Genomic DNA, 17671 nt, shown 5'->3' on the forward strand with positions numbered 1-17671 from the left:
TGAACCGCCCCGACTTTATCGGAGGCTGATTTACTTGAGTCAGGCAGTAATGCCTGACAGGATTAAATTATCATAATACCGCTTTTCAAACTCAAAGGGTGACACATATCCAATCGTACTATGCAGTCGTATTTTGTTGAACCAATCCACCCATTCAAGGGTTGCCAGTTCAACATCGTTCACACCAGTCCAGTTCTGCTTTAAATAATGAATCACCTCAGACTTGTAAAGCCCATTGACCGTCTCAGCCAATGCGTTGTCATAAGAGTCGCCAGTTGTACCGACAGAAGCAATAACACCGCAGTCCGTCATCTTATCAGTGTAGCGAATTGATAAGTACTGAACCCCTCGATCACTGTGATGAATGACATCTTTGGGATGGTTTCTATCTGCTATTGCTTGGTTTAATGCCGCCATCACCATATCGGTGTTCATACGGTTAGACACCTTCCAGCCAACGATAACGCGAGCAAACACGTCAATGATAAAGGCGGTATATACCCAGCCGCTAGTCGTTTTTATATAGGTAAAGTCAGCTACCCATAGCTGATTAGGACGATGGGCATTAAAGTTACGATTAACTAGGTCATCAGCGCGTTTTTGGTCATCACGGCTGTTGGTGGTGATCTTGCCCTTACCGCGCCAGATGCCTTGCATACCATACTGCTTCATTAAACGCTCTACCGTACAACGAGCAACCTGTAGCCCGTCCGCTTTCATCCGCTGCCAGACCTTACGAGCGCCGTAACGGCATTTACTGTCCTGCCAGATACGTTTAATCTCACCGATGTAATAGGCGTCATGCTGACTGCGCAGTGAACGCTTGTGTGGGTTGTCGCTTAAGGCTTGAGCACGATAATAAGTTGACGGGGCAATCGGTAGTACTCTACAGATTGGCTCGATCCCATATTCTTGCTTGTTAACATCAATAAAATCGACCATTATTTCGGTGGGCGGTCGAGCTCCGCCTGGGCGAAAAAAGCGGCAGCCTTACGTATAATCTCATTGGCTTGCTTGAGCTCTTTGTTTTCGCGTTCAAGCTCTTTAATACGTTGATCTTGGCTTTGAGCTTGCACTGAGGCAGGAATGGTTTGATCGATGTGCTTTTTATGCCAGGATCGCAGGGTTTCAGGCGTGCAGCCAATCTTAGGTGCAATGGCTTGAATGGCTGACCATGTAGAAGGATAGTCGCTCGACGCTTCAATCAGCATGCGAACGGCGCGTTCTTTAATCTCAGGAGTGTAGGTTTGTCTTTTCATTGTCGTATTCTCTCAGAATGTTGAGTCTCCGACAATACCGGGGCGGTTCAATATCTACAATAAGATTTACATTTTTCCACCTGATAGGAATACCTACCGTATTAGTAAGTCCTTCGACAAGTAAAGTAGGGTGTAATTCATTACTAAATGAATGTGACTTTGAATGATCCGTATATACTCCAGGCTTAAAGGAAGGCTCTACACTATTAATTTTAGCTTCTTTTTCTAATGCTTTTGATAACTGTTTCCTGATATGTTCAAGATAACTCCAAGGGTTTGAGTGCATATAATCAAAATCATTAGGCCTTACTTCTAGATCATTACGATTAAAGAAATCAGCTCCTTGTAGAAGAAAACTTACCCAAGCTAAACGAGATAAGACATAAACTGATAATGGTTCATTTCGAGATTGTAGCTTCAGATTTTTATAAGCATCCTTTAAAAGTAACTCACCTTCATCAAACCTTCCCATCTCGGCTAGAAGTGATGCTTTTTTCATGTTCCATGATGGGTCTATGGCTTCAATATCTTCAACTAATTCTTCTAAACCAGAGTAATCGAAGCTTTCTCTAGCTAAAATGGCTTTATGATAGTTTATTTCGTTTTTTACTTCTGAGGAAGTCAGTTTAACTGCATCTAAAATATGAGCTACTCTTGAATTGATCTTTTTATAATCGTTATTATCAAACCAGCGTGTACTTCTAAAAAGCCACAAAGCTATTTCAATCTGCTGTTTGCTGGTTAGTCCACTAGGTTGAGAAGGATCACAAATTTCTAGAAGCTCTTCAGCTAAATGTATGGCATTTACGCTGAATGTGATGGTATTACGCCATACGATTTCGTAAAGCATCTTTGAACGCAAATTAGGTTCCATCTCAGCTAAGTTTTTAGAGTTTGGAAAAGGATCGGTAATCTGATTTTGTAAGCTCCACCGTATATTAGACGGGCATACCAACCATCCTGGATAAGACTCTCTATCTTTAATAAGTTGATCTAACTGATTCTCAAGTAACGTTGCTGCATAGCTATGATCCTTATGGACTCTACCTATTTCGTTTTCTGGAATAGTTTTACAGGTAATCGAAGTTGGTTGCCAATTCCAGCTATCTTTAGGCTTAAGTATCTGAAGAGTGTCGAGAAACATCTTTGTTGCTTCACGATGTTTTTCATCATGGTTGTCCAAGTGTTTAACTAGACTTGATAAATCAATAGGTGCCACATTGATTGACTCTAAGTATTTGCGCTTAGCTGGACTCAGATCTAAGGCGCCCACTAAGTAAATTCGACGAGCATGACTAGCTAAGTTATCTCTTACCCATCCAACCCATTGTAAAAAATTAGGATCATCACCTGAAAATCCTAGTAAGCAAAACTCATTTTCGATAAATATTTGACGAGCTAGGTTTACAAATGCTGCATGAGTCTTTGGATATTGTCGATAATCTTCTTGAGTAAATATCAGATTATGAGAAATTTGTACTGTGCCATGTAATTTTACGATTCTAGGAGAGCGAGAAGAGGATAGATCTTCAGGTTTATTGACAGTACTGTAGATGGGTTTATAGATATCAGATGCTGCCCGTTCTAACAGCGTATCCCAATTAGTTGTAAGCACTTCCGTCCAAGGCAGCTTTAACAATGAGCCGTATAAATCGCCTGGTATCCATGCAGGGTCATTAACAGTTTGCTCTATTACATCCTTCAATGCTTGTTTGCCGAAGTAAGAACTATATTCCTCAGCGATTCGTAGAGGATCGCCCCATGGATCGGATCCTAAATCTTTTGATAGTACCTTTAGAAGGTCATTCCACAAGGGTAACTTACTATTTATATCACCACTACTAGCAGCGCTTCTACTAAAACCAGAGCCCACCATAATAGCAGCGCCTTGATATGACGTTTCATTTCGCCAAAGAGCTTCGGCGAGCTTTTTTAGTAATGGATAGTCGGGTAAGCTTTCAATACTCATAATGGCTACTCGTAAATAGTTAAATATTTATCATTATATTCAGTTAAAAACAGCGTACCCAAAATTGAACGTAAAGCACAATCAAACAATGACTGTTCTCACTGCTATGACAGTCCAATTTATCATACTAAGAAGTATACTGCTTATAAAATAGAGTAGTAGTAAAACCCATCACAGAGAAGCGCTAATTACGTTGGTTAAACTCTTGCAAACGACAGTAATAGAGCTATTATAAATGAGTATAGGTAATGGGACTGGACGCCATCACGGCTTGTTCTTACTAAATCAGCTGATGATATTTTTAAGTCCTTATTAAATTAGTAATATTTAATGATGATTTCATCTTGCGTCATGCCAGCATGCTTACAATAAAAAGCTTCTATTGAGTTTAAAGCGTCTCTTAGTTGCCGCTGTGACACCTGCACATACTGTAAGGTAACATCATCGCTTGATTTAGCTTCACGATGATTGAGCAAGCGTTTGAGGACTGGATAGCTGATATTTAAACTATTGGCTACCGTTCCGAAAGTACGGCGCAAATCATGTGGCGTAATATATATGTTTGCTTGATTACCTATGGCCTTATAACTACCGCTTAAGTCTTTTATATGGTCATCGCTGGCTTGCAAGTCACTTGGGAATACCCATTGCTTGCCTGAGCTCAACCTCCACCTTTCTTCGAGTAGAGCCTGTAAAATATTACTAGTAGGCATATGATAATCAGAACCGTTTTTGGTATCTTTAAATATTATCCTGCCCGCTTTAAGGTCAATGTCAGACCATTTTAAGGACTGGGCTTCGTTTAAACGCACACCAGTGAACATAAAAAGTAGCATGATATCTCGTGCATTATTGCTATGAGGCGCTTGCATGTGTGAGCTTCTATCAACATAACTTAAAAGCGTTTTGATGTACGTACCTAAATATTCTTCTTCGATATGTTTGGTACGTGGCTTAACTCTATTCCAGTCTTTCTTAGCATTGAGTATACGTATAGGTTGCTCTTTGATTAAAAAGTCTTCGTCATCATCTAAAAAGCTATCACGGCAATAATTCCAAATGGATCTCAGAGCTCTCATAGTTGCATTAGCCTGAGCTTCGCTATGCTTGCTTATCTCTTTATGTTTATCACTTATCATTGACTTAGTGATATCATTTAAAGAGATATTTAGCCAGTCTTTCAGCTTATTTAGTATTTGACGGTCATAAGTGGTAATAGTGCCTTTAGCTAAGCCCGTCTTTGTTGATTTGAAATAGTCATATGCCTCCTTGAGGGTTGGTACGTTATTAGTCTTATCTTTAGGCTCTTCCAAGTTCTCATGAAGCCCGTCATAAACATGCATACCTTTTTTTATATTTGCCATCATTATGCTGGCTTTTTCACGCTGAACCGCCCCGACTTTATCGGAGGCTGATTTACTTGAGTCAGGCAGTAATGCCTGACAGGATTAAATTATCATAATACCGCTTTTCAAACTCAAAGGGTGACACATATCCAATCGTACTATGCAGTCGTATTTTGTTGAACCAATCCACCCATTCAAGGGTTGCCAGTTCAACATCGTTCACACCAGTCCAGTTCTGCTTTAAATAATGAATCACCTCAGACTTGTAAAGCCCATTGACCGTCTCAGCCAATGCGTTGTCATAAGAGTCGCCAGTTGTACCGACAGAAGCAATAACACCGCAGTCCGTCATCTTATCAGTGTAGCGAATTGATAAGTACTGAACCCCTCGATCACTGTGATGAATGACATCTTTGGGATGGTTTCTATCTGCTATTGCTTGGTTTAATGCCGCCATCACCATATCGGTGTTCATACGGTTAGACACCTTCCAGCCAACGATAACGCGAGCAAACACGTCAATGATAAAGGCGGTATATACCCAGCCGCTAGTCGTTTTTATATAGGTAAAGTCAGCTACCCATAGCTGATTAGGACGATGGGCATTAAAGTTACGATTAACTAGGTCATCAGCGCGTTTTTGGTCATCACGGCTGTTGGTGGTGATCTTGCCCTTACCGCGCCAGATGCCTTGCATACCATACTGCTTCATTAAACGCTCTACCGTACAACGAGCAACCTGTAGCCCGTCCGCTTTCATCCGCTGCCAGACCTTACGAGCGCCGTAACGGCATTTACTGTCCTGCCAGATACGTTTAATCTCACCGATGTAATAGGCGTCATGCTGACTGCGCAGTGAACGCTTGTGTGGGTTGTCGCTTAAGGCTTGAGCACGATAATAAGTTGACGGGGCAATCGGTAGTACTCTACAGATTGGCTCGATCCCATATTCTTGCTTGTTAACATCAATAAAATCGACCATTATTTCGGTGGGCGGTCGAGCTCCGCCTGGGCGAAAAAAGCGGCAGCCTTACGTATAATCTCATTGGCTTGCTTGAGCTCTTTGTTTTCGCGTTCAAGCTCTTTAATACGTTGATCTTGGCTTTGAGCTTGCACTGAGGCAGGAATGGTTTGATCGATGTGCTTTTTATGCCAGGATCGCAGGGTTTCAGGCGTGCAGCCAATCTTAGGTGCAATGGCTTGAATGGCTGACCATGTAGAAGGATAGTCGCTCGACGCTTCAATCAGCATGCGAACGGCGCGTTCTTTAATCTCAGGAGTGTAGGTTTGTCTTTTCATTGTCGTATTCTCTCAGAATGTTGAGTCTCCGACAATACCGGGGCGGTTCACGCGCTTCGGTTAGCGTAATCAAGTGTGTTTCTTCTACTTCGTCTCTATACAGCTTTCCATTGATGCGCTTATGCAATGTATAGCGCTTTGACTGTTTGCCCACCCGTAGCGCAAAACCAGTTAGTACATCGTCCATATAGATTTCAGTACCTTTAGCGGTATAGTCTACTGAATCGATAAGTTTTTTGGTAAGTTTAACTTTCATATATCACCCATGCAGCAGTACATAACCATAGTGTTAGTAGTCATCATACTTTAATTACTACAAGGGTCAAAGTATCAAGATAGTATCAAAAAATTAATTACCTCAATGTGATTTCATGAAATTTAAGCAATAAAAAACCCTCACAAGCCAATGCTTGTAAGGGTTTGAATTTGGTGGGCCCAGTAGGACTTGAACCTACGACCAAAGGATTATGAGTCCTCTGCTCTAACCAACTGAGCTATGGGCCCTAACGTTAGACGCACAATGATACCTGATTTTTTTAAATTTTCAAGTAAAAGATAGGAAGTAATAGAGATATTGTGCCCAAATCTTTATCTTTTTATCAAATACTGCCAGCCAAGGTGAGACTGCGCCCTCCATCAACGGTAATTATCTCGCCAGTGACGTAGCTGGCCCGTGCTAGATACAGCACGCTATGGGCTATCTCATCAGGGCGACCAATACGCTGCATCGGTATAGAGCTGAGAATGTTCTTTTGTTCATCATCATTGAGAGCCTGATCACTATCAGCGTCGGGCAGTATATTGACGCCTGGCGCGATACCATTGACCCGTACGCTAGGTGCCATCTCAAGCGCCAAGGACTGTACCATCATACGATGCGCTGCCTTTGCCATATTATAAGCGCTATAGCCTTTAAATGGCCTATCATGAGCATGGATGTCTAGCAAACTAATGATGCAGCCGTGCTGAGTTTGCAGATAAGGCAAGAATGCTTGACTGAGTAATAACGGCGCTTTGGCATTGGTCAAAAACAGCTCGTCCCACTGCTGAGTATTAATGCTACCAAGGGGAGTAGGATAAAAACGCGAGGCGTTATGCACCAATACATCCAACTGACCAAAACAGAATATGATGTTCGCTACAAAGTCGTTTAGGCGCTTAGGCTCATTGACCAGCTTTAAGTCAGCGACGATCATCGCCGCGCTATCAGGACGGCGGCGATTGAGATCGGCAGTGAGCGCCTTTGCTTGCTGCTCACTGTGACGACAGTGGATAATGACTCGGTAGCCTTGAGTATGCGCCGCTTTAATAATAGCAGCTCCGATACGTTTGGCGCTGCCAGTAATGAGCATGACAGGCGAGCCTGCGCTGGCAGTTGCCGACTGAATAGGGATAACGGCTTGATTCATAGTCTATCTGTATTTTTGGTATAAAGGAGTAAAGTCGTAGCAGTACTATATCTTAAGAGTTATATCAGGACGCACTTTGACGGTTCGGTTATCCTCACTTAAGAGGGGTGCTGAGTGTCCAGGTGATCTATGCGCGCTTGCCGTAATGCTGCACCAATTTCTGGCCCTCGAAGTCCGGCTTCGATATCTTCCATACCAATCGCGTGAAAACTATTGAGAGCCAGCATCATTTGCCGATGCTGCTTTGCCAACTGAAAAGTATGACTACATACCAACAGCTGTGAGAGCTTCTCAGGTGCTTTATGAGCGCCGCAGGCTTGTATGAGGTCAATTCTTTCAGCGGCATCCAGCTCATTGATAGCGGCTAGGGTAGGGAGCTGCTGGACAAATAAATTGGCAAATTGAGTATGTACTTTGGGCACTTTGACCATGTTGCCAATTTGGTTGATATTTTTTGTCGCAGAGGCAGTCTCAACGCTAGAGTCTGTGAGAGCATTTGTAAACGCATCAGCGCTCAGGCTCGTCATCAGTAGCGCCCAGCGCTGTGATAAATTCAGCTGCATTTGACCAGCAAAATATAGTGCCGTCTGTACCGTCTCTCTTATATGCGTATTATTCCAAGCGCCATGTAATGGCGCAAAATACTCGGTAAGTGCACCGATATCAAACAACTGCTGCCAGTACACATGCGGGGAGAGCTGCATCATCGCGCGGCTCGATTCTTGCCAAATGCGCTCACTACTGAGGTGAGCAAGCTCTCCTGAGTGGACCAGTTGGCGCATCAATGCCAGTGTCTCCTCAGCGATGGTAAAGCCCAAGTCATAATAACGCCCATAAAATCGTGCGGTGCGCAGTACCCGTAAAGGGTCTTCACTAAACGCAGGTGAGACATGACGCAAGGTCTTATTCGCAAGATCATCCAATCCGCCGTAGTAGTCGAGCACCTCGCCTGTCAGCGGCGTGTCATCGGTTAGGCTAGTGACTTCTATCGCCATTGCATTGATGGTCAGATCACGGCGCTGCAAGTCTTCTTGCAAAGTAACATCGATGCTGGCATGGATACTAAAGCCTTGATAGCCGACGCCTTGTTTGCGCTCAGTACGCGCTAGCGCATACTCTTCATGCGTTTTTGGATGCAAAAACACCGGAAAGTCTGCGCCTACTTGTACAAACCCAGCACTGAGCATCTGTGCTACTGTCGCGCCCACGACGACGTAGTCTTTGTCCTTGATAGGTCGTCCTAGTAGCTGGTCGCGGACGGCTCCGCCAACAAGATAAATCTGCATGATAGCCTCGTATTATCGCGCAAGTTAGGACTGATATGTGCCATCAGTCAATGACAATAAAAAACCAGCCATCGCACTGAAATGGCGATGGCTGGCTTTAGTATAACAGAGGAGCGCTATCCATAGAGGTTAGCGTCCTTTACGTTGGTACAATATTTGAAATTTGAAGTAACGAGTGAAGGGATGTCGATGCGACAAACATCATCAGCCCGTTATTGGTTTTCGCTTTCCAAATCCTGAGCTTCCGTCACGGCAAGTGCTGTCATGTTGACCACACGGCGCGCGGTTGCTGATGGTGTTAGGATATGGATAGGCTTACTGCTACCCAACAAGATAGGGCCGATAGACGCGCTATTTGTCGCGGTTTTTAGTAAGTTGAAGGCGATGTTTGCGGCATCTAGCGTTGGCAATATCAGCAGGTTCGCCGCGCCTTTTAGTGGGCTTGATGGCATGTCTTCTAGGCGAATGTTTTCGTTCAACGCCGCATCACCTTGCATCTCACCTTCAAATTCAAAATCGACGTTCATGTCGGTCAAGATTTGATAGACTTTGCGCATTTTCACCGCGCTGTCACGGTTTGAGGTACCGAAGTTTGAGTGTGATACGAGGGCGACACGAGGCGTAATACCGAAGCGACGTAGCTGCTCAACGGCCAAGATGGTCATCTCAGCCAATTGCTCTGCTGTTGGGTCTTCGTGGATATAAGTATCCGCGATAAAGATGTTGCGATTTTGCATCAGTACCGCATTCATCGCATAAAAGTCGCTAACACCTTCTTTTTTGTCAATGACACTTTGGACATAGTCTAAGTGCAATTGATAATGACTAAACGTACCACAAATCATGCCATCTGCATCGCCATTGTCTACCAGTAGCGAGCCAATTAGCGTGGTCTTGCGACGCACATCACGGCGGGCAAGCTCGATACTGACGCCGCGGCGTTTGTTTTTCTCGTAGTATCCTTGCCAGTAGTCTTTGTAGCGTGGATCGTCGTCTTGATTGACGATAGTGATGTTTTCACCATCTTTTAAGCGCAGACCGAGTCTTTTGATATGATCTTCGATGACAGCTGGGCGACCGACCAAGATAGGGTGGGCAAGCGCTTCGTCGACCACAACTTGCACTGCCAGTAGGACGTTGTTGTCTTCACCCTCACAGTAGACGATACGCTTTGGTGCTGCTTTGGCACGCGCAAAGACAGGCTTCATCACAAACGCTGAGTTATAGACAAACTCAGATAGGCTCTGACGATAGGCGTTCATGTCAGCGATAGGCAAGGTGGCAACGCCTGAGTCCATGGCGGCTTTGGCAACGGCAGAGGCAATCTCGATGATGAGGTTTGGCTCTAGTGGGCCTGGAATTAAGTAATCACGGCCAAAGCTCTTCATCTGCTCGATGTTTTTAACGTTGCTGGTTGGGGTGGCTTCGACATGTGCCATAGCAGCGATTGCTTTTACACAAGCGATTTTCATCTCTTCGTTGACTGCGGTTGCGCCTACATCTAGAGCGCCGCGGAAGATGTACGGGAAGCAAAGGGCGTTGTTTACTTGGTTTGGATAGTCTGAGCGACCAGTCGCCATGATGACGTCAGGGCGGACAGCATGCGCAAGCTCAGGCATGATTTCAGGGGTTGGGTTGGCAAGGGCAAAGACGATTGGGTCTTTTGCCATACGGCGAACCATATCTTCGGTCAAGGTGCCGGGCATTGATAAGCCCAAGAACATATCGACATCGTCCATGACTTCTTCGATAGACGTCGCGGTGATGTCACGAGCATAGCGCTGTTTGGTTTCGTCTAGATTTTCACGGCTGGTGCTGATGATACCGCGAGAGTCGGATACGATGATGTTGTTTTTATCGACGCCAAGCGCGCAGATGATATCTAGACAAGAGATGGCAGCGGCACCTGCGCCTGAGCACACCACTTTGATTTCTTCGATTTTTTTGCCAGTAAGTAATAAAGCATTGAGCATGGCGGCCGCGACGATGATAGACGTGCCGTGCTGATCGTCATGGAACACCGGAATGTTCATACGCTCGCGCAATTCGCGCTCGATTTTGAAGCATTCTGGGGCTTTGATGTCTTCTAGGTTGATACCACCAAAGGTTGGCTCAAGAGAGGCAACCGCTTCGATAAATTTGTCTGGATCGTTTTGGGCAATCTCGATATCAAAAACATCAATGCCAGCAAACTTTTTGAATAGTACCCCTTTACCTTCCATCACAGGCTTAGACGCCAAAGGCCCGATGTTACCCAGACCTAGGACGGCAGTACCGTTGGTGATGACGCCGACTAAGTTGTTGCGAGCTGTATATTTGGCAGCAAGCTTTGGATCTTTTTCGATTTCAAGACAAGGTACTGCTACCCCTGGCGAATAAGCCAAGGCCAAGTCACGCTGGTTTGCCAGCTGTTTGATAGGGGTGACTGAGATTTTACCTGGGCGCGGAAACTCATGATAGTGCAAGGCAGCTTGTTCAAACTGCTCTTTTTCTGAACTGTGGGTATCCGTATTCAAAGTGGTATCGTCATTCATAATAATTGCCATGGTTGGAATAAATTGGAATAAAGTAAATGGAGATAAAAAAATAACGCCGCCGTCTCAACGCTTATTGAATGATAATAATCAAAGAGAACATCGGCATTAAAAGGGTTATGATCGGCAGTTTAATATCAGGCCAAAAAAGCAATCGAGCGAAAACCGTTATTCTAGCACTATTGGCAATTCACTGCCTAGTCAACTCGGCCCGATTGTGCGAATAATATAATAAAATGATATTCGTTATTTCGCTGGTTGATAATGCCAAAAAACCCCATGACATATCAACCTTAATTTCATAATGTCTCAAAATATTACAGTCTATAAAGGCCAAAGACACTGTTTTGTGTGGCCTGAGGTGTTAAATGGCTAAACCAATTATGAAGAACAGCTAATCGGCATTTGCGGCGCATGAGGATCGGGTGGCAGGGTATCGAGCTCTGTTGCGATATCCTGTACCTGATAGGGATGCGCAAGCAAGGTGAAGACGCGATCCACTTCCTCAAACTGACCTTGTTCTGCAGCCGTAATGGCTCTTTGTGCCATGCTATTACGCAGCACATAGACAGGGTTGTGCGCTTGCATGGTCGCCTGTACCTCTGCGAGTTTTAAAGACTCGATGAGGCTAATATAACGCGCTGACCAATCTTGCCACACTTGCTGCGCCTCAGGGCTTAACTCAGCAGTCATGGTGGTCAATAATTGATGCTCATATGGATAATCCTCTGGCGCCAGCAGGCCAAGCAGCGCCCGAAAGCTGTTGGTGTAGTCGAGTAAGTTGTCTTCTAATAGAGTCAACCACTCAAAAGCCACACTGAGGCTCTCGCTTCGATGCGGCAGTCCAAGCTTTTGACACAGTCCTTGCTGATAGTGCTGCATAAACGTCGCTTCATAAGGCGCTAAGCAATCAGAAAGCGTCTCACGAGTCACGCCGTCCAAACGCATAAAGTGAGGCAACCAAACGTTTAGGTTCCAATAACCAATAGCGGGCTGGTTCTGATAAGCGTAACGTCCTGTATGATCAGAGTGGTTATTAATCCAAGCCGGATTAAAGCGCTCCATAAAGCCAAAAGGCCCAAAGTCTAAGGTGCTGCCTGTAATCGATAGATTGTCAGTATTCATTACCCCATGAGCAAAGCCGATCAACTGCCAATCGGCAATCATACGTGCCGTCCGCGCAACGACGGCTTGCAAAAATGCGAGCACAGGTATCTCGCTCTCGCGGCACTCTGGATAATAAGTATCAATCATATAGTCGGTAAACTCACCGAGCAAATCAGGGGCAAAGCTTGCAATCCACTCGACATGGCCGAGGCGAATATGGCTGTCTGCCACCCGCATCAGTGCAGCGCCAGCCTCCATGCGTTCGCGGCGCACACGTGTATCAGAAACGACAAAGCCCAAAGCATTTGAGGAAGGGATGCCAAGCTGGGTAAGTGCGTGACCGCATAAATACTCGCGAATGGTACTACGAAGGACCGCGCGCCCATCTCCCATACGCGAGTAGGGCGTCAGACCGATACCTTTGAGATGTAAGTCTTGTCGCTGCTCATTATGATCAATGACTTGCGCCATAAGCAACCCGCGCCCATCGCCCAGTTGTCCCGCCCATTGCCCAAACTGATGACCGGCATAAGCCATCGCCAGCGGCTCAAAACCCTCAGGCACATATTCTCCGCCGATGATTTCGACCCAGCGCTCCATTAACTCTTGATCAGTTGACCAGCCTAATTGCTCAGCGACTTGTGAGTTGAAGTGGCCGGCACGCGGGTTGTTAAGAGCGCTTGGTGGCTGCTTATGATATAGACGCGGATCTAATTGGGCATAGCTATTTTGGTAGCGCATAACGGCTTCCTATTTTTTATCGATAAATTGAGCAAAAAAATCCCCCTAACTATAACAGTTAGAGGGTAGGAGAAAAGTAGCAATTTTTAAATACTAGTTTTAATACTAACTTAGTAAAAACTAAGCGGCTTTTTTGCTAAGACCGATTGAGCGAAAAGCAGTTTTTAGGTTGCTATTGTGCTCAAGGATTTTTTGTTCAATCTTTGCATAATCGTGTTTTAGCTTCTCATCTACTTCATGCAAACGATCAGCACATTCAATCTTTTTTAGTTCAATGGCTTTGGCTTTTAGCGCTTGCCACTCTTCAACGGTCTTCATAAAGGCATCGTATTCAGACTTGATGCGATCTTGAAAGTTTTTCATCGCATGAGGAATGTCGATGCCACCTGCCGTCGCCGTCTCGATCTGCTGCTGGGCTTTTTTAAACTGCATTTGCACTTCAGCATGCTTGATGGTCGTGTCATCGACCGTACGCAGCTCACTGGTCAGACCGATCTTTGATAGCCCTGCGATCAGCCATTTGGTTGGGTCATACTGCCACCATTTGACACCATTACGATAGTCGTATTGGAAGAAGTGATGGTAGTTATGATAGCCTTCACCCCATGTAAATATCGCCAAAAAGAAGTTATCACGGGCACTGTTGGTATCGGTATACGGGCGCGTACCAAACATATGACACAAGGAGTTGATAAAGAAGGTAAAGTGATGCGTCAGCACTAGACGTAGCAGGCCTGCTAACACCAGCGTACCCCAAACGTCACCGATCAACCAACCAACTGCAGCAACCATAGCCACGTTAGTCGCGAGCACCCAAAGACCATAGTATTTATGCTGAATTTGTAACACTTTATCTTTAGTCAAATCAGGGATATTTTTGTAATCAAAACGGCCGCTAGGGTAGTTACGTAGCATCCAACCAATGTGACTAAAGAAAAACCCACGCTGCGCTGAATACGGGTCTTCCATACGATCATCGACATGACGATGATGGCTACGGTGCCCAGATACCCAGTCAAATGCTGATCCTTGTACCGCTAGGGTTGCGCCAAGCAATAAAAAGTTTTTGACAATAGGATGGGCTTTATACGCACGGTGCGACAGCAGACGGTGATAGCCTGCGGTAATACTAAGGCCAGTCCAGACCATAAAGGCGCCAAACACACCCCAGACTGGCGCACTGACTTCATGAGTCAATAAATACCAAGGGGTAATAACTGCCGCTGCAATAGGCGTTGCTATCAAAAAGATAGCAGGTACTAAATTAATGGGCGACTTTTGGAATTCAAGCTCAAGAGGGTCAACACCTTCATAGTTGGCTACAGAGTTTGCATTCTTGTAGACGCTTGTAGCCGCAGATTGAGTTTCTGCTGCTGTATTGGTGTTGCTCTTGTTATTATCAAACCATGTCTTAACACGTAGCGCTTGAGTGCCAGCGTTTTGTATAAGCGTATCACCAGACTTCATAGCGAGACGTAAGCCTTTAAGTGGTAAACCTATGACTTTTTTAGCAATCATGTAATATCCCTAACGGTATTAATTTCAGCGTCCATATTACCCTAAAAAAACAATAAAGTGAACATTTATACACTATAAAAATATTGCTAAATAACAATAACTTGTATGGATTATAGAATGGATAGGTCAAAATAGCGATAGACTTATCAGACATGAGGGAGAAGTGTAAGTGTTACAGCAGATATGTACAAAAACCCATGTCTCAGAATTGAGGGAGAGTCAGAAACTATAAATAAGAAGTTAACAGCGCAACCGTAACCTATTGTCGGCCCAATACCTGACTGGGGAAGTCGGTGATGATGACATCAACCTGCCAGTCGACCAGCTGCTGTATGGCGTCGATATCATTGACCGTCCACGCACTCATAGGCAAGTCGTAACGGTGGCTATGAGCGATGATGGCTCGACTCAGCAGCGGATAATGCACGCCCAGCTGTACACAGCCCAACTGCAAAGCAGTATTGGTCGCGGTAGCCAGTGCTTCGGCGGTGCGAATGAGTAAACCTCGCGGTAGGCGTTTTAGCTGCTGATGCCGCTGCAGACGCACATGCAACTCGGTGTCAAAGCTGGTTAGTACAAGCGGTAAATGAATCAGCGGCGTGTCAATCAGATCGCGCGCCAGCGCTTGGATAAGGGCGGTATAATCGGTGCGCTCATGGGTCTTGATCTCAAGCTCAATGACAGAAAATTCGTGCAACGTCTGGGCGATACTCGCTAGGGTGATAATAGGATGACCAAGCTGTAGGTGTCGTCTGATCTCCGCTAGAGTCAGCTGAGCAATACGCGATTGCTGGCCACACATCCGTGCCAAATCCTCATCGTGAAAAATCACTAAATGACCATCAGCGCTTAGCTGGACATCGAGCTCTACACCAGCCAAACCATGATTTTTTAGACGCCCGATATGCTGAAATCCAAGTAAGGTGTTTTCTAAGGCTTCACCGCGCGCGCCGCGATGACCGAGTAACAGCGTGTTTTTAAAGTTTATCATCATATACAGTAATGAGTGTTTTAGGCTCATCATATCGCCTGAGATAGGCGAGGTCTAACAACATTTACGACTGCTATCTGAGCAAATGCCGAACCAAAATGAATCAAAATGGTGGGCGCTCAATTTGACCTTTGATGAATCAAAATGTTCGACACGCCCTATATAAATATGTCATTGTTATGTTTTTGCAACCAAACGCAGGTTTTGTGGCGAATGAAGGACGTTATTTGTATATCCATGGCAGACACTAATGACCATTTCATCTAAACACCGTATAATAATCTGGTTTTAACCGCTGGCAGCTAGGGTTTTGGTTTGAACATCAATCACTGTCCGTCAGTGACGGTACGAATTAGTAAATTGGGAGCAAAATACATATGAGCGTAGCAAATAAGAGTGTGAGCAAGTGGCAAAAAGTGGCTGGTATTGGCATGGTATGTGGTTTAGCGCTTGTCGGCTGTGATCGCTCAGAAAAAGAAGGGACGACAGAGACCGCTGAGCTGACAGAGCAAGAGGCTGCCGCAGAAAACGCTGCTGCTACTGCGGTCAGCTGTGATGATCCCATGGTGCAAGATCGCCTCAAAACGACACTAAAAAATACGCTCAATCAACAAGCACAGACGCTCGCTGCCAATTATGCAAATGACGCCGAGATCAGCCTTGCAGGCGCTAGCATTGCTGATAAGACCAATGGTGTTGTGATTGATGTACAAAACGCAGCAGTACTACAAGCAGCCAACAGCAATGGCATGACGACGTGTCAGGCGAGCGTCAGTATGACGCTCCCAAGTGAGGATTTGTATCAAGCCAGTCAAGTGCAAGCGGCCAACAATCAGCCAAGCCTGCAATCTCGTCTTGCGCAAAATAACATTCGTATCAATAACAACATGCTCGTGGATGACGCTTTTACCTATGTTGTTGGCGCTCAAGGCGGGCAAGTAAGTACGCGAATCGCAGGTCGGCCCGCGCTTCTCACTGTCGTGGCTGATGTCATGGCAGGCTCTGTGTTTAAGTCGGCGATGGATGCCGCCCGCGCCGAGCGTGAAGCAGAACGCCGCGCTACTGCACAAGATAATGAGCGTCAGTCAGCACCTGTGCGTCAGCCGCGCGCTGCCACACCAGTCGAGCCGATTCGTCCGATCCAGCCTACTACGCCGCCGACCATCGAGGTGCCAAGTACCAATAACCAAAATGAAAGCGCTGGTACTAGCTCGCCAAGCAGTACAGCAGCCAACAGTGCTGCGACTCCCAGTGAGCCTGCCGCACCTGCGACGCCAAAAGCAGTGCCAGAAGATGACAGCATCGATATGGTCATTATCGAAGATGAAAGCGCTACTTATTAATCCATAAAAATCAGTAATGATAGTGGTTTTTAGAAGAAAAGAACCCGTAACGTCTTTACGTTACGGGTTCTTTTTTTGCTTGTATATATCAGATGTCTCGGGCCCGCTACTTATCACTGGCGAAGTTCTGTAACACCTGACTGTCCCAAAGTACCTCAGAGACCTGCTCAGGGTCTGTGCAAAAACGTGCCGCGACAAACAACCAATCAGACAAACGGTTGATTAAGCTGATGGCCGTTGCACGGATTGCTTGCGGGCGCGCTTGCTGTAATAGGACCGCTTGGCGCTCAGCACGGCGACACACACTACGTGCGACATGCAGCTGACTAACCAGCAACGACCCAGTGGGTAAGATAAAGTCTTTTAGTGGCGCTAAGGTGGCGTTCATTGCATCGATTTGCTGCTCTAGCCATTCAATGTGCGTGCTGTTCACGCCTTCATATTCTGGCATGGCAAGCTCACCACCGATATTAAACAAAAGATGCTGAATAATCGCCAACGCCTCAGAAAGCTCGGACTCGTCCGTCTGCGTCTTAAATGCTGATAGAGCGCCTTGCTGCAAGTACGCGCGTACCATACCGAGGTGTGAGTTTAGCTCATCAATATCACCCATCACGCCAAACAAGATATCAGCTTTGCTCACGCGGCTACCATCTGCCATGCCGGTGCTACCATCATCGCCGGTACGTGTATATATTTTACTCAAACGGTTGCCCATCTTGATATCCTTAGCGGTTTTTATCGTTCAGTGGTGTTAGTTATGTGCTCATTGTAGTATTTTATGGCGGTTTTCGCTAAGATAATGGGTTAAGTTTTATCGCGCTGCAGAGTTTATGAGTGTCCATGGATCGCTGCGCGTGATTTTTTGT

The 17671-nt window shown here is 45.5% G+C and carries 12 protein-coding genes, 1 tRNA gene and 2 other annotated features; of the genes, 1 reads left to right on the forward strand and 12 read right to left on the reverse strand.

Annotated features, from left to right (window positions below; translation table 11 throughout):
* Nucleotides 1–39 precede the first annotated feature (39 nt).
* The 11 genes from ACNFVB_RS06100 to ACNFVB_RS06150 all read right to left on the reverse strand — a co-directional run bounded on the left by ACNFVB_RS06100 (nucleotide 40) and on the right by ACNFVB_RS06150 (nucleotide 15462).
* A protein-coding gene (locus tag ACNFVB_RS06100; RefSeq protein WP_430738428.1) for an IS3 family transposase occupies nucleotides 40–1259 on the reverse strand; the annotation gives its coding sequence in 2 pieces (ribosomal slippage) (nucleotides 40–974 and nucleotides 974–1259; 1221 coding nt in all).
* Nucleotides 868–984 (reverse strand) — a sequence feature (AL1L pseudoknot). (Overlaps the previous gene by 117 nt.)
* Nucleotides 1234–3228 (reverse strand): SIR2 family NAD-dependent protein deacylase, encoded by a 1995-nt coding sequence (locus ACNFVB_RS06105; protein ID WP_430738429.1) that lies wholly within the window; start codon nucleotides 3226–3228, stop codon nucleotides 1234–1236. Before ACNFVB_RS06105 ends, ACNFVB_RS06100 begins: the two co-directional genes overlap by 26 nt.
* A 317-nt stretch (nucleotides 3229–3545) precedes the next feature.
* Nucleotides 3546–4595: a tyrosine-type recombinase/integrase gene (locus ACNFVB_RS06110; protein ID WP_430738430.1), complete on the reverse strand. Its 1050-nt coding sequence runs from the start codon at nucleotides 4593–4595 to the stop codon at nucleotides 3546–3548.
* 58 nt (nucleotides 4596–4653) lie between these two features.
* Nucleotides 4654–5873 (reverse strand): IS3 family transposase gene (locus ACNFVB_RS06115; protein WP_430738428.1). Its coding sequence is split into 2 segments (ribosomal slippage): nucleotides 4654–5588 and nucleotides 5588–5873, totalling 1221 coding nucleotides; the frame shifts between segments, so codons are not numbered across the junction.
* Nucleotides 5482–5598, reverse strand: a sequence feature (AL1L pseudoknot). (Overlaps the previous gene by 117 nt.)
* 427 nt (nucleotides 5874–6300) lie before the next feature.
* Nucleotides 6301–6377, reverse strand: a tRNA-Ile gene (locus ACNFVB_RS06120).
* A gap of 95 nt (nucleotides 6378–6472) precedes the next feature.
* Nucleotides 6473–7282, reverse strand: a complete 810-nt coding sequence (locus ACNFVB_RS06125; RefSeq protein ID WP_430738431.1) for a pteridine reductase — start codon at nucleotides 7280–7282, stop codon at nucleotides 6473–6475.
* Nucleotides 7283–7380: 98 nt separating this feature from the next.
* On the reverse strand, nucleotides 7381–8568 hold the full coding sequence (locus ACNFVB_RS06130; protein WP_334222479.1) for a tRNA nucleotidyltransferase: 1188 nt from the start codon (nucleotides 8566–8568) through the stop codon (nucleotides 7381–7383).
* Nucleotides 8569–8780: 212 nt separating this feature from the next.
* Nucleotides 8781–11102, reverse strand: coding sequence for an NADP-dependent malic enzyme (locus ACNFVB_RS06135; RefSeq protein WP_430738432.1), 2322 nt, complete (start codon nucleotides 11100–11102; stop codon nucleotides 8781–8783).
* A 381-nt stretch (nucleotides 11103–11483) separates the two neighbouring features.
* Nucleotides 11484–12950, reverse strand: coding sequence for a protein adenylyltransferase SelO (locus ACNFVB_RS06140; protein WP_430738433.1), 1467 nt, complete (start codon nucleotides 12948–12950; stop codon nucleotides 11484–11486).
* A gap of 120 nt (nucleotides 12951–13070) precedes the next feature.
* The gene (locus ACNFVB_RS06145) at nucleotides 13071–14468 is read right to left on the reverse strand and encodes a fatty acid desaturase (RefSeq protein ID WP_430738434.1); all 1398 of its coding nucleotides are present in this window, start codon (nucleotides 14466–14468) and stop codon (nucleotides 13071–13073) included.
* 259 nt (nucleotides 14469–14727) lie between these two features.
* Nucleotides 14728–15462, reverse strand: a complete 735-nt coding sequence (locus tag ACNFVB_RS06150) for a glycerophosphodiester phosphodiesterase (protein WP_430738435.1) — start codon at nucleotides 15460–15462, stop codon at nucleotides 14728–14730.
* A gap of 374 nt (nucleotides 15463–15836) precedes the next feature.
* Between ACNFVB_RS06150 and ACNFVB_RS06155 the strand changes: the two genes are divergently transcribed.
* Nucleotides 15837–16802, forward strand: a complete 966-nt coding sequence (locus ACNFVB_RS06155) for a hypothetical protein (protein WP_430738436.1) — start codon at nucleotides 15837–15839, stop codon at nucleotides 16800–16802.
* Nucleotides 16803–16908: 106 nt separating this feature from the next.
* Here ACNFVB_RS06155 and ACNFVB_RS06160 read toward each other — a convergent pair whose 3' ends face one another.
* The gene (locus tag ACNFVB_RS06160) at nucleotides 16909–17520 is read right to left on the reverse strand and encodes a cob(I)yrinic acid a,c-diamide adenosyltransferase (protein WP_430738437.1); all 612 of its coding nucleotides are present in this window, start codon (nucleotides 17518–17520) and stop codon (nucleotides 16909–16911) included.
* Nucleotides 17521–17671 lie beyond the last annotated feature (151 nt).

Source organism: Psychrobacter sp. VH5 (genome assembly GCF_050572635.1).
GTDB classification, from domain to species: domain Bacteria; phylum Pseudomonadota; class Gammaproteobacteria; order Pseudomonadales; family Moraxellaceae; genus Psychrobacter; species Psychrobacter celer.

Bases quoted from the DNA above. Each gene is read 5' to 3' on its own strand.
- ACNFVB_RS06135 (WP_430738432.1), bottom strand. From the start codon at position 11,102: ATGAATGACGATACCACTTTGAATACGGATACCCACAGTTCAGAAAAA.
- ACNFVB_RS06125 (WP_430738431.1), bottom strand. From the start codon at position 7,282: ATGAATCAAGCCGTTATCCCTATTCAGTCGGCAACTGCCAGCGCAGGC.
- ACNFVB_RS06140 (WP_430738433.1), bottom strand. From the start codon at position 12,950: ATGCGCTACCAAAATAGCTATGCCCAATTAGATCCGCGTCTATATCAT.
- ACNFVB_RS06150 (WP_430738435.1), bottom strand. From the start codon at position 15,462: ATGATGATAAACTTTAAAAACACGCTGTTACTCGGTCATCGCGGCGCG.
- ACNFVB_RS06160 (WP_430738437.1), bottom strand. From the start codon at position 17,520: ATGGGCAACCGTTTGAGTAAAATATATACACGTACCGGCGATGATGGT.
- ACNFVB_RS06105 (WP_430738429.1), bottom strand. From the start codon at position 3,228: ATGAGTATTGAAAGCTTACCCGACTATCCATTACTAAAAAAGCTCGCC.
- ACNFVB_RS06130 (WP_334222479.1), bottom strand. From the start codon at position 8,568: ATGCAGATTTATCTTGTTGGCGGAGCCGTCCGCGACCAGCTACTAGGA.
- ACNFVB_RS06145 (WP_430738434.1), bottom strand. From the start codon at position 14,468: ATGATTGCTAAAAAAGTCATAGGTTTACCACTTAAAGGCTTACGTCTC.
- ACNFVB_RS06110 (WP_430738430.1), bottom strand. From the start codon at position 4,595: ATGATGGCAAATATAAAAAAAGGTATGCATGTTTATGACGGGCTTCAT.
- ACNFVB_RS06155 (WP_430738436.1), top strand. From the start codon at position 15,837: ATGAGCGTAGCAAATAAGAGTGTGAGCAAGTGGCAAAAAGTGGCTGGT.